This window comes from Corynebacterium ureicelerivorans (assembly GCF_000747315.1).
Taxonomy (GTDB): Bacteria; Actinomycetota; Actinomycetes; order Mycobacteriales; family Mycobacteriaceae; genus Corynebacterium; species Corynebacterium mucifaciens.
Genome location: NZ_CP009215.1, coordinates 573179 through 583624, shown reverse-complemented (window position 1 = coordinate 583624; position 10446 = coordinate 573179). Strand labels below are relative to the sequence as shown.

General features: G+C 63.8%; 24 protein-coding genes. All 24 read right to left on the bottom strand.

Translation table 11 applies throughout. From position 1 onward, the window contains the following. Positions 1–8 precede the first annotated feature (8 nt). The 24 genes from CUREI_RS03025 to CUREI_RS12425 all read right to left on the bottom strand — a co-directional run bounded on the left by CUREI_RS03025 (position 9) and on the right by CUREI_RS12425 (position 10445). Positions 9–233 carry a hypothetical protein gene (locus CUREI_RS03025; RefSeq protein ID WP_038610277.1) on the bottom strand — a complete coding sequence of 75 codons (225 nt, stop codon included), beginning with the start codon at positions 231–233 and terminating at the stop codon, positions 9–11. Positions 234–247: 14 nt separating this feature from the next. Further along, the gene (locus tag CUREI_RS03020) at positions 248–1489 is read right to left on the bottom strand and encodes a PBSX family phage terminase large subunit (protein WP_038610273.1); all 1242 of its coding nucleotides are present in this window, start codon (positions 1487–1489) and stop codon (positions 248–250) included. A 3-nt stretch (positions 1490–1492) separates the two neighbouring features. Continuing rightward, complete coding sequence (locus CUREI_RS03015) at positions 1493–1942, bottom strand: sigma factor-like helix-turn-helix DNA-binding protein (RefSeq protein WP_038610270.1); 450 nt, start codon at positions 1940–1942, stop codon at positions 1493–1495. Between the two features lie 76 nt (positions 1943–2018). Continuing rightward, the gene (locus CUREI_RS03010) at positions 2019–2411 is read right to left on the bottom strand and encodes a hypothetical protein (protein WP_038610267.1); all 393 of its coding nucleotides are present in this window, start codon (positions 2409–2411) and stop codon (positions 2019–2021) included. 251 nt (positions 2412–2662) lie between these two features. After that, positions 2663–3250 (bottom strand): ParB N-terminal domain-containing protein, encoded by a 588-nt coding sequence (locus CUREI_RS03005; RefSeq protein ID WP_144242397.1) that lies wholly within the window; start codon positions 3248–3250, stop codon positions 2663–2665. Between the two features lie 189 nt (positions 3251–3439). Beyond that, positions 3440–3859, bottom strand: coding sequence for a hypothetical protein (locus CUREI_RS03000; RefSeq protein WP_038610264.1), 420 nt, complete (start codon positions 3857–3859; stop codon positions 3440–3442). After that, the gene (locus CUREI_RS02995) at positions 3852–4088 is read right to left on the bottom strand and encodes a hypothetical protein (RefSeq protein WP_038610261.1); all 237 of its coding nucleotides are present in this window, start codon (positions 4086–4088) and stop codon (positions 3852–3854) included. Before CUREI_RS02995 ends, CUREI_RS03000 begins: the two co-directional genes overlap by 8 nt. A gap of 16 nt (positions 4089–4104) precedes the next feature. After that, positions 4105–4566, bottom strand: a complete 462-nt coding sequence (gene dut, locus CUREI_RS02990; protein WP_038610258.1) for a dUTP diphosphatase — start codon at positions 4564–4566, stop codon at positions 4105–4107. Next, complete coding sequence (locus CUREI_RS02985) at positions 4563–5315, bottom strand: hypothetical protein (RefSeq protein ID WP_038610255.1); 753 nt, start codon at positions 5313–5315, stop codon at positions 4563–4565. Before CUREI_RS02985 ends, dut begins: the two co-directional genes overlap by 4 nt. Continuing rightward, on the bottom strand, positions 5315–6262 hold the full coding sequence (nrdF, locus tag CUREI_RS02980; protein ID WP_038610252.1) for a class 1b ribonucleoside-diphosphate reductase subunit beta: 948 nt from the start codon (positions 6260–6262) through the stop codon (positions 5315–5317). The genes CUREI_RS02985 and nrdF overlap by 1 nt, the downstream gene beginning before the upstream one ends. Then, positions 6259–6435, bottom strand: a complete 177-nt coding sequence (locus CUREI_RS12435; RefSeq protein WP_158407447.1) for a hypothetical protein — start codon at positions 6433–6435, stop codon at positions 6259–6261. The genes nrdF and CUREI_RS12435 overlap by 4 nt, the downstream gene beginning before the upstream one ends. Then, positions 6432–7133, bottom strand: a complete 702-nt coding sequence (gene thyX, locus CUREI_RS02975; RefSeq protein ID WP_038610248.1) for an FAD-dependent thymidylate synthase — start codon at positions 7131–7133, stop codon at positions 6432–6434. Before thyX ends, CUREI_RS12435 begins: the two co-directional genes overlap by 4 nt. Continuing rightward, positions 7130–7357, bottom strand: a complete 228-nt coding sequence (locus tag CUREI_RS02970) for a DUF3310 domain-containing protein (protein WP_038610244.1) — start codon at positions 7355–7357, stop codon at positions 7130–7132. Before CUREI_RS02970 ends, thyX begins: the two co-directional genes overlap by 4 nt. After that, positions 7350–7511 carry a hypothetical protein gene (locus CUREI_RS12430; RefSeq protein ID WP_158407446.1) on the bottom strand — a complete coding sequence of 54 codons (162 nt, stop codon included), beginning with the start codon at positions 7509–7511 and terminating at the stop codon, positions 7350–7352. The genes CUREI_RS02970 and CUREI_RS12430 overlap by 8 nt, the downstream gene beginning before the upstream one ends. Next, a complete protein-coding gene (locus CUREI_RS02965; RefSeq protein ID WP_038610240.1) occupies positions 7508–7864 on the bottom strand; it encodes a hypothetical protein in 357 nt (118 codons plus the stop codon). The genes CUREI_RS12430 and CUREI_RS02965 overlap by 4 nt, the downstream gene beginning before the upstream one ends. Beyond that, positions 7861–8121 (bottom strand): hypothetical protein, encoded by a 261-nt coding sequence (locus CUREI_RS02960; RefSeq protein WP_038610237.1) that lies wholly within the window; start codon positions 8119–8121, stop codon positions 7861–7863. The genes CUREI_RS02965 and CUREI_RS02960 overlap by 4 nt, the downstream gene beginning before the upstream one ends. After that, the gene (locus CUREI_RS02955) at positions 8111–8359 is read right to left on the bottom strand and encodes a hypothetical protein (protein ID WP_038610234.1); all 249 of its coding nucleotides are present in this window, start codon (positions 8357–8359) and stop codon (positions 8111–8113) included. The genes CUREI_RS02960 and CUREI_RS02955 overlap by 11 nt, the downstream gene beginning before the upstream one ends. Next, complete coding sequence (locus tag CUREI_RS02950; protein ID WP_051952166.1) at positions 8356–8643, bottom strand: hypothetical protein; 288 nt, start codon at positions 8641–8643, stop codon at positions 8356–8358. Before CUREI_RS02950 ends, CUREI_RS02955 begins: the two co-directional genes overlap by 4 nt. Beyond that, positions 8640–8882: a hypothetical protein gene (locus CUREI_RS12195; RefSeq protein WP_144242396.1), complete on the bottom strand. Its 243-nt coding sequence runs from the start codon at positions 8880–8882 to the stop codon at positions 8640–8642. The genes CUREI_RS02950 and CUREI_RS12195 overlap by 4 nt, the downstream gene beginning before the upstream one ends. Then, positions 8879–9079, bottom strand: a complete 201-nt coding sequence (locus CUREI_RS02945; protein ID WP_038610230.1) for a hypothetical protein — start codon at positions 9077–9079, stop codon at positions 8879–8881. The genes CUREI_RS12195 and CUREI_RS02945 overlap by 4 nt, the downstream gene beginning before the upstream one ends. Continuing rightward, a complete protein-coding gene (locus CUREI_RS02940; RefSeq protein ID WP_038610226.1) occupies positions 9076–9426 on the bottom strand; it encodes a hypothetical protein in 351 nt (116 codons plus the stop codon). The genes CUREI_RS02945 and CUREI_RS02940 overlap by 4 nt, the downstream gene beginning before the upstream one ends. Continuing rightward, positions 9423–9755 carry a hypothetical protein gene (locus CUREI_RS02935; protein ID WP_038610223.1) on the bottom strand — a complete coding sequence of 111 codons (333 nt, stop codon included), beginning with the start codon at positions 9753–9755 and terminating at the stop codon, positions 9423–9425. Before CUREI_RS02935 ends, CUREI_RS02940 begins: the two co-directional genes overlap by 4 nt. Continuing rightward, the gene (locus tag CUREI_RS02930; protein WP_038610221.1) at positions 9752–10282 is read right to left on the bottom strand and encodes a hypothetical protein; all 531 of its coding nucleotides are present in this window, start codon (positions 10280–10282) and stop codon (positions 9752–9754) included. The genes CUREI_RS02935 and CUREI_RS02930 overlap by 4 nt, the downstream gene beginning before the upstream one ends. Continuing rightward, positions 10275–10445: a hypothetical protein gene (locus CUREI_RS12425; RefSeq protein ID WP_158407445.1), complete on the bottom strand. Its 171-nt coding sequence runs from the start codon at positions 10443–10445 to the stop codon at positions 10275–10277. Before CUREI_RS12425 ends, CUREI_RS02930 begins: the two co-directional genes overlap by 8 nt. Position 10446 lies beyond the last annotated feature (1 nt).

Sequence of the window (10446 nt, the reverse complement as noted above, 5' to 3'; positions counted from 1 at the left end):
CGGGGCGGTCAGTCCTCCTCGACCGGCCAACCATCCTCCCCCAACTCCTCCTCCTCATCGTCACTACACCACAGGTCGAGCAGCGCGTGCGCTATGAACGGTGCCTCCTCTATCGGGATAGCGACAGCAGCGCCGGTAGCATGCTCCCCCTGCTTCGCCTCAATGATGATGAAGTCACCTAGCGCGTCCTCGGTGGTGCTGACGTCGAACCAGGTGTCCGTGGTGTCGTACATGCCGCTTATGCTCGCTAGGGTTCGGGAGCGGTCAGCATTGCGCGCCACAGGTGACGCGACGAGTGCACCGCGTAGCGGGCGGCGTCCACGTGGTCATCGTGCTCCTTCACGGGCTTGTCCTCCCCACGCTCCGCCGCCTTCGCGTCCCACACGTAGGTCGGTAGCTCGTCAAGCAGGTGAGCGCATGAGGCGTGCACCTTCAGCTGCCCGGCCATGAGCAGGCTGTCCAAGGTGCGGATACCGTCAAGCACCTTGTTGTCGGCCCGGTGGGTGGTGAGCCCGCGTCGTAGTAGCTCCTCACGGAAGCTGGCCGCGGCAGGGTCGGCGTACATGTACTGCGGCCAGTGCGGGAGCGTCGCCGTCCACTCCTCAAAACTGGTCGCCAGCTCGAAGTCTGTGGCACGCCGGGTCGGGTTGGGTGACCATTCGTTGTGCAGGTACAGGCGGTAGGTGTCTTGCCCGTCCTCGACGCTGCGCCCCAGGGATAGGGCGTACCCTGCGGTGGGGTGCTCGGTGCCGTAGTCCACGCCGACGCTGAACGTTTGCAGCAGCTCGGGGAGTTCCTGCACCGTCATGGTGTCCTCGTCCCAGCCCTGGAACACCGCCCCTTCGGCGGCAACCCAGCGCCCAAGAATGAACCGCTGGTAGAACACTCCGGTATACAGGGCCTTCTGCCGCTCGACGTACTCCGCCGGCAACCCGGGGTTGTCCGCCATCGTGAACGTCGCGTGATAGGTGTCCGTCTCGTCCGGGCGCTGAATGTAGTCCGTGAGCAGGTAGTGGCGCTGGTTGCCCGGGTTGGTGGTGATGAAGCACTGCGCCCCCTCAACACGTAGGCGGGTGAGCAGCATGGTGAACACCTCGTGCGGCATGAGTGTGCCCTCGTCCACGAAGGCGTAGCGGATGGTCATGCCCCGGATACGGTCGGACGCCTTGATCGTGCCCATGCCGATAACGTGCACGGTGCGCCCGAACATGAGGGCGGTGTCCGCGTTGTGGTTGTAGCGCACGTGCTCACGGAACGGTGCGAACAACGGGTGCGATTCGATAAGCGAGAAGACGTTACGGTACACCGACGGCAGGCTGTACCCCATGATGACAATGTCGCCCTCCGCCGGGGCGTTCTGAATCTTGTGGAGCATGAGCAGCAGCCAGGTGAACGTTTTGCCACCGGACACACTGCCGTCCCACACGTTGATGAAGCGGGTGGAGTGCGCCCACGCCTGCTTCTGCTTCGGCGACAGAGTAACTGCCACGGGCTACTCCTGCTCGCCAGCTGCCTTCTCGAGCGCGGCCACCTCCGCGGCTACCGCCTGCGCCAACGTGTCGAGCTCGGAGACGCGCTCCCCCTTCACCTCGAACTTCACCGCCGCATTCAGGCCCAGCAGCCGCGCCCGCTGCTCCGACACCTTCAGTACCTTCTCCCCCGCTTTGAACGCCCGCTCGTGGTCTTCGCGCTGCAACATGTCCGGCAGGAACCGCTGGTACACGAGGGCGAGGCGGTCAACCTCCTCCATCACGAATTCCTCAACGGTGGGTTTGAACGTCGCGTCTATCGCGTCGCGGTAGTCACGCCGCACCTGCGATTCGGATACCCCGAGCTTGCCGGCAATCTTCTCCATCGTGAGCCCCTGCCGGTGTTTCATCTCAACGACCTTTTGTGCGCGCTCGGCGCGTTCTGGGGTCATGCCGGTGGGGTATGCGGGCATTGGGTTCTCCTGTGCTGTGGTTGTGTGTTCCGCCCCCTTCTGTGCGCCTGGGCGGGTCAGGGCTTTACCTGCTGGTTTAGGTGGTGTCGGGGTACCGTGTGGCTACTGTCCAGGTGCGGGTGTGGCCGTCGTTGTTGGGGCCGGTGAAGGTGTGGAGCACCCCGTCGGGGTAGTGGGTGGCCGTGTGTTCGTCCGGCGTGTGGAGGAAGCTCTGCACGTAGCAGTCCACCACTTGGCGGGCTTCTTCCATGAGGTGTTCGGCGTGTTCCATGTCCACCCCCACCTTGTTGAGCATGTCGCGTACTTGGTCGGTGCTGTACCAGCCGGGGCCGTGCAGGTTCACCCCACCATTGCCCGCTGGCAGCGGCCCGCCGTGGTCGTAGCGGGGGTCGCGGGGGTGGCACATGGTGCAGCGCCCGCACACGTCGCACTCGTCGGCTGCGGGGCAGGTGATGTTCCCGTCACTCATGCTTCGCATGGTGCGTCACCTGCGGGTGCGGTCAGGCTTGCTGGTGAGGTGCCATGCTCCGCAGGGGCAGCGGTACACGCGGGTGGGGAGGTGCTTGCCGGGGCGGGGTTGTCGCCATTGCCGGCGCAGTGAGGCGTGCGCTTCACCGCGGTTGGGGTAGGCGTGCTTGTTGGGGGTGGGGCAGTTCTTCCCGAGGCTGGCTTTGCTGGCTGCGCGCTCGCGGGATATGCGCTTCTGACGGGCCGTGCGGGTCATGCTCCCGCCCCGTGGTCGAGGAGGTGTTCCAATGCCTCCTCGGGGCTGTCGAACCCGCGGGTGAAGTCCTGCCATTGCTCGTGCAGCGGGGGCAGCAGGTGCAGAGTGACGGTGGCCATGCCCGGGTAGGGGAACTCGTCCGGGGCGTCACCCTCCGGTTCTGGTTCTGCGTCGGCGGTGAGGGCTTCGAGCGCTTCCAGGTCGGCCTCACCCCACCCGGTGCCGTCGAACACATCCAACGCTTCTAGTTCCGCTAGAAGCGCGACGTGGTCGTAGGAGGCGAGGTCACTAGACCTGTTGTCGGTGAGTGCTAGGCGGCGGGCCTGCTGCTCGTCCAGGTGGACGATATGCACCCACACCACGCCCCACCCTTCGTTCGGGTGTTCCTCGTTGAGTTCCCGCATGGCCTGCACCAGGTGATTCCCCGCCAGAACGATGCAACCGTCCTCGGTGTCATTCACCACCGCAGGGCGGTACTGCCCATGCTCCAACAAGGAAGCCTTAATCAGGGTCACGTCGCCGTTGCGCGGGTTCCCACGGTACGGGTGAAGGTCACCCACCGGCAGGGTTGTTCTCGTCTCCATACCGGGGCATGGTGCCCCACCGGGCCACGCGGTCAGGCGACGGTGAACGAGCGGCCCGCTGCTCGCACCACCAGGGGAAGCGATGAAAGCAACGGGCCGAATCGGGGTTAGGGCCCACCCCACGGCGAAACCTACCCCACAAGCGAAGACCCCGCCATACAAACGTAGAGGGCGGGGTTCGCGTACCAGCTAGTCTACCGGGCCACTAAACCTGCGCTTCGCACTCTCCATAATCCGCTGCTTATCCGTCTCCGATAATGTGCCCGCTCGACCGCTAGCCCAGTCAGGGAATAGCCGCTCTGTCCGCACGTTTATCGCCGCCCCCGCAGCATTTACGAAGTCCACCAGGGCGCGCACATCACCCTCGAGCCATGAGGCCTCCCCCGCGTTGTCGGCGGACTCTACAACCACCTTGCCGTTCGCGTCCACCACAACGTCCGCTGCCGTGTCCCGCCCGTCCCGGTACAGCACGCCCTCGTAGCCGTCCGTGTCCGGCTCCGGGTACACGCGCAGGCCTTCCAGGCCGGTGGTGGAGGGCTTCGGGCGCACTATCCGCCACGGGGTGGGGTGCGCCTCCAAATAATCACTGATCCGCCAGAAATTACTCATTCCACGGTTTCCCTTCCTGCGGGTAGTGCTCCCGATACCAGGCCAACTCGCGGCGTTCCTCCGCCCGCGCACCCCGCGCATACGTGTTCTCCCTGGCGCGGTACTTCACCCGCTGCTCCTTCATGCACACCTTGCAGGTGTACTGGTGCCCGTCCGGGGAGGAAGTAAGACGGTGGAACTCCGACAACGGCTTCTCCCGATTGCAAACGTTGCACACTTTCGTCGCCATGCCCCCACGATACGACCTAGCTACCTGTGGAACCATACCCACCTTCACCGCGTTCCGTGTTGTCCAGGTGCGCTACCTCTACCCACTCCTCGCGGTCGCACGGCACAACCACCAGTTGCGCAACCCGTTCCCCACGCTTAAGGCGCGCATGAATACGGCCTGTGTTCCGCAAGCACACCTTCACTTCGCCGCGGTAACCCGCGTCAATCACCCCGGTGCCGTTGGCCACGTCAAGGCGACGCTTCACCCCGAGCGACGAGCGGGCGAACAGTAACCCCACGTACCCCTCGGGTACTGCGACGCGAACGCCGGTTCCGAACACGCGGGACACGCCGGGACTGATCACGTCCGTCTCCCAGTCAGTGCCCTGCCCTTCACCCGTATCAATCGACCACGCGGTGAGGTCAACGCCAGCGTCCGTGGGATGCGCCCGCTTCGGGGTCGGCACATCCGGGTGCACCTTCGAGAACTCAATCATGCTGCTTGCTCCTTTGCTTTCCTGCGACGCTCACGCCGGCGCCTGTTTACTTCGTCACGGTTCTGCGCGTTCCACAACCGGCTCCTGCACGCGTTGCACAGCCCTGTGCTGCGGAACGGCTCCAGGCCGTGACACACCCGGCAATGCGTAACCCCCGGTTTCTCCCGCAGGTCGTCAATGTCGTCCCACCACATAGGCACCGGCCAGCCACCGCGCATAGCAGCCGCAGTCGCGGTGCGCACCGGGTCGGCGGCGTGCTCCCGCCAGTACCGTTCGATTACCTCGGCCCTGCCGCGGGCTATCCACTCGCCCTCCTCGTTGACGATGAAGGACACGGTGGACGTTGGGAGGCCGGTTCCCTTCGCAATGTCGCGCCCGGTGTGGCCCGCGGCCTGCAGGCTCTGCAGCCGGCGCCGGTACGGCCACACCTCAACGCGGAACGGTTCGGGCTCGAGCTCGCGCAGCGCCAGCAGCTTCTCCGCGGTACTGCGGTGCATGGTCGGGTTGTGCGCGATTCCGAGAATCGTGTTCTCGGCAAGCCCGGATTCGCGGGCAATAGTGCGGTTGCTCCACCCGGCGCGCTTCAGCTCGGCAATGAGCACCCGCGAGCCCTCGGTGGACACAAGGGGGTGCTGAAGACCCTTTACCTCCGCATGCTTCTGGCAGTACGGGTAGCCCGGTTTGCGGGCGCGGTTGGGGCACCTGCCGAATCTGCCGGTCGCTTGGCACTGGCCCTTCTCCTTCCCCATTAGAACTCCCAGTCCGAATCTGTGGTGTCTTCGGCCTTGCCCATGACGTAGCTGCTGCCGCTGCCGCTGAAGAAGTCGTGGTTCTCATCCGCATTGGGCGACAGCTGCGCCATAATCTCAGGCTGCACCTGCGTCTCGTCGGCGGGGAACAGCGCCTCGTATCCGAGGTTGTTCAGCGCCTTGTTCGCGTTGTAGCGGAGGAACACCTTCACGTCCTCGGTGAGGCCCAGTGGGTCGTAGATCGCCTCGGTGTAGTCGCATTCGTTCTCGTACAGGTCGTACAGGAGCTCGTACACCATCTCTTTGACGGCGTGCTGGCCCTGCTCATTTTTGTCCTGCAGGTGCCGCTGGAACTTGTAGCCGATGTAGTAGCCGTGAACGGCCTCGTCGCGGATAATCAGGCGGATTATGTCGGCGGTGTTCGTCAGCTTCGAGTGGCTCGCCAGGTGTAGCGGCCAGAAGAACCCGGAGTAGAACAGGAAGGATTCGAGAATGGTGGACGCGGCCTTCTTCAGCGCCGGGTCGCTTCCTCGGTAGAACTCCTCCACGCGCTCCGCCTTGTACTGCAGCTGCTTGTTCTCACGCCCCCACCTGAACGCCCGGTTGATTGCCGGGGTGTCTGCCAGCGTCATGAAGATGTTGGAGTACGACTTCGCGTGCACGGATTCCATGAACGCGATGTTGGTCAGTACGGCTTCCTCGTGCTGGGTCTGCGCGTCACCGATGAGGGAGACGGATCCCACGGTGCCCTGCAGTGTATCCAGCAGCGTCAGGCCCGTGAACACGCGCATTGTCACTTCGCGCTCGGCGTCCGTAAGCAGGTTCCAGGACGGAATGTCGTTCGATACGGGCACCTTCTCCGGCAACCAGAAGTTGCCGGTGAGGCGGTTCCACACCTCTAGGTCTTTATCGTCAGGGACGGTGTTCCAGTTGATGGGTTCAATCATGCTGCTGCCTTCCTTTTGATTCGTGCGGTGTAGCCTTCTGCCTCCCATTCGGCGGCTACGTCAACCGCCGCGTCTTGGGTGGTGTAGTCCCTGCCGTCGACGGGGAGCCATTCGCCCCAGGCGACGCCGCCGTTGACGCCACCAACCCAGATTTCGGTGATGTAGTCGTTCACTTCTCCTCCGGGAAGATGGTCGGTGCAATGGTCGTGAGCTGGTCGCGCACCATGCCCATGACCTCTTGCATTTCCGCGTCCGCGTCCGGGGCGGTGCGGCGCTCGATTACTTCGTGCCATGCGCGCAAGTTGCCGGTGACCACAATCCGCGTTTCGGTCATGTTCGGGAGCGCGGCGCGGGCGGCTTCGCGGACCTGCTTGCGGGGCAAGCCGTCGTCCGTGAGCACGTCCACGATGGTGCTGTAGTAGTGGGAGGTTTCGCGCTCGAGTTCGAGCAGTACGTCCTCCTCGCCGCGCATGGCGGGCGGCACCACAATGTCGGCGCGGCCCTCGTCTACGAAGCGCTGGGAGAGTTGGCTGTACGACAGGTGGCGGTGGCGGATTAACTCGTGGGTGAAGGCGCGGGACACGCCGGTGATGTAGAACGTGGCGGTGGCGTGCTCCGCAATGCTCCAGTGCTTCTGCTCGAACAGTGTGCGGCGTAGGTAATCGGCGGTGGTGGCCGTGGCCGGGTTCGGGCGGTTGAAGCTCTGGTAACAAGCCCTGCCAGCGAACTCGGTTATGTACTCCGCGTGGGCGGTGCCCTGTTGGGGTTCAAGCCACTCGGCGGCGTGGGGGGCTGTATCCAGCGTTCCGTCCAGTGTGGTGACAGTGGTGTGGGCAATGAGGGTCACGCCGGGTTCGGCGATTCTGGTCATTGGTTGTTCTCCTTCAGTCGGTTGATTTCGCGGTTGATGTACCAGCGGGCCTTCTCCAGGTCTTGCAGCACGTCGCCCTTCACCCGTCCGTCGACGCTTCCGGCGCGGGCCAAATACTTAGCCGCATTGCCGCAGTTAAACGTGAGGTTCTCCGCAATATCGATGACCTCCGCACCGTTGCTGAACCCGGTGTAATGCTGCGGGTGGTTCACAGGGTCACTCACGGGTCACCTCGCTAGCGATCTCCACTGCGGCGACCCGCATTTGCCGTGCCATTTCCGCTGCCGTGGTGGGGGTTAGCCGTAGCCGTCCGCCGTCCCACGCGACGCACACGTAGCCACCCTCGCGTTCAACCTTGATTTCCTTGAGCTCCATCATTGGTTCGCCTCCGAGTAGTCGGCGGACCCAAGCAAGGCGTGGGCGAAGTCGCGGGCCTGTTCAATGCTCATGTAGACCGACACCTCGTCGAATTTGCCGAGAGAGAACTCCACTTCCCCGAACCAGGTGCCGACGAGGATGCTGTCATCGTCGTAGCGCTCGGGATCGTCGTGCATGTTGATGATGGTGCTGCGTACCGGCACTTCTATGCTGGCGTAGTCGGATTTCAGGGTCGGTAGGTCTGGCGCGAGTAGGCCCGCGTCTGCGAGGTCTTGCGCGATACATTCCGGTTCTCGGCAGGGGTCGAACCCGTGGGCGCGGATTACGTCGGCTGCGCGGTCGATAGTGCTCATTCGGTGTCTCCGTTCAGTAGGCCGGTGAGTGCGCGGGCTACGGATTCGAGGTTGCTTGCGACGGCTGGCGCGTCCGGGCTGTTGAAGTCCCGGCACATTGCCGCGGCGCTGGTGCACGTGTCGCGCTGCGCTTCGATTCCGTCGCGCAGGCGGATCAGTTCGTGTGCGAGGTCTAGCCATGTGTAGCGGGTGGTGGCGGCTGCGCCCTGCTCCATCTCCGCGACTAGCTCCCGCAAACGGTCGTAATCAATGCTCATTGGTGTCTCCGTTCAGTAGGTCGGTGAGACGCTGCTCTGCTTCGAGGTAGGCTTCCCGCCGGGGGACATTGGGGGCGTATTCCGCTTTTTCTCCGAGGTCATCGGCAACCTGCTTCACCCCGTCCCGCAAGCGCAGTAGTTCGCGGGCGAGGTCGATCCAGATGTAGCGGGTAGTCGCCGCCACACCCTGCTCCATCTCCCCCACCAGCTCCCGTAGCCGGTCGTAATCAATGCTCATGCTTGTTCCCCCTCGTCTCGTGTGGTGCCGTCTGGGTGGTGGGTGCGTCCGTATTCGTCTACGACCCCGATTTTGCAGTGTGGGTGCGCGACGAGGAACCGGGCCGTGTGGAGACGGAAGTAATCTTCGGGGATCATGCCGTCGCGCCAGGCGGCGGCGATCCGGTCGCGGTTGTCGAGGTCGGCCCAGATTTGCTCTAGGTCGTGTAGGTGTTGGCCGGATTCATCGTCGTTTTCGATTGGCGGGTTGTGCGATTCGCACCGCAAGTACAGATACGTGCTCATTCGTGTTCCTCCGTCTTGGTGGGTGTGAGTTTGTAGCGGCTTGTCCCCGGATTCCAGCCGTAGGTGCCGCAGTCTGGGCAGCGGACGTTTTGCCAGCGGTGGCCGATCCTGCGTGCCGCTTCCTCCGCCGCGTCCCCATAGCCGTCGGGGAGCGGGAAGTCATGCAGCCGGTGGGGGCACTCGTCACGGGTGGTGCCCACGCCGGTTTCCCCTCCACACAGTCGAATGAATGTGGTCATGCTTCCTCGGTTTCGTGTCGGTTGTTGGGGGTTGGTTGGTATTCCCAGCCGGGTTGCGCGCCGATTAGTGGCGGGAGCATGGGGTCGGGGTAGTGGCGGCGGCGTTCAACCACACGGAGCCAGCGCCAGCCGTGGTTGCGGGTTTCCACGGGGCGCCACGCGAACCACCGCTGCCACGGGCCGTAGGTGCTGCTCATGTGTGTTCCTCCTGTTCTGCGAGGGCGAGTAGCGCGAGTGCGAGGGGTTTTGGGCCTTTGTTCCAGTTGTCTTGCGCCCAGTAGTTGGCGCTGCTGTAGTTGGCGTACAAATCCCCGTTAATGTCTTTATGTACCGACTTCTTTAGGTCGTGGTTCCTGGGCAGCACGACTTCGCGGGTGCGGGCCATGCGGTCGGCGTAGGCGACGGCTTCGGCGTGGTGGTGGAACATGCGGACACACGGCACGCTCGCGTCCACCACCGTCTGCGGTCGCAGTGAGTGGTAGTCCCTCGGGTAGGCCAGCCACTTCCTGCTGTAGATGTGCTGCTTCACTTCCCAGCGGCTCATTCGACTACCTCCGGCTCCCCCACCAAGCGGCGGACAATGCGGGTTTTAATGTCCGGGTTCATGCACTTGAGTAGGGCCACCATTTCAGCGGCTTCGTCGTGGGTCGGTCGCCAGTCGTACATGTGTCTGTAATCACCGTTGTCGTCGATGCCTGTCTGCACCGCGTACTCGTAGTGCATGCTGGCGACTAGTTCCGCGAGTGCGGGGGTGGCTTCTACCAGCGGGGCGTACTTCGCGGCCACGGTCACGGGGCGTTGCCCGTCCCCCGCTTCTTGGCGTGCCGTGTTGAGTAGCTCGCGGGCCTTGTCCGGGGTGATGTTGGTGGTCACTTGCCCCACCCCCAGCGCAGCACCTGCCGCTCCGTGCCTGCCATCTCGCGGTCGGTAAGCCGGGTTTTAACCTTGCGCCAGGCTCCGAATTGGTTCTTTTGCCATGCAAAGTAATGGGATTCCGCGACTACGGTTCCGGCGGGCGCGTTCGCGTAGTCCTGCTCGGTCACCAGCGTTTCCGGGTGGGTCGGTTCTTCCGGCGCCCCTACCTCGCGCAGTTCGTACCGCTTCCCGTTCGGGGTGATGGTCTTCGGGGATTCCAGCACCGGGCGACCCAGGCCCATCTGGTCTACGTCGCAAACACGGATATTTCCATGCAATTTATCCAGCATGACCACCTCGTGCCCATCAGCGTCTACAGCCCCGGCCAGGTAGTGCTTCTCGTCGTTCCACTCCACGTCCGCCATCGTCAGTGGGTCTGTGGTGGCCATGATGTGCTCGCGAGCAGCCTTAGCGGCACCCGTCAGGCTGTTCGGGTTGCGGGATTCAGCCCACTCACGGGCTAGGCGTGCGGTTTCGTTACTCATTGGTGTCTCCGTTCCGGTAGGGGTCGGTCGCCAGCTCGTAAATCAGCAGGCCCGCGAGGGCGTAAACAACCGGGAGGATTGCGCCGGTGCCGGCCATGATTACGGGCACCGACAGGGCAGCGAGTGCCGCGATAATGAGGAAGATGATTGCGCGGTTGGTCATG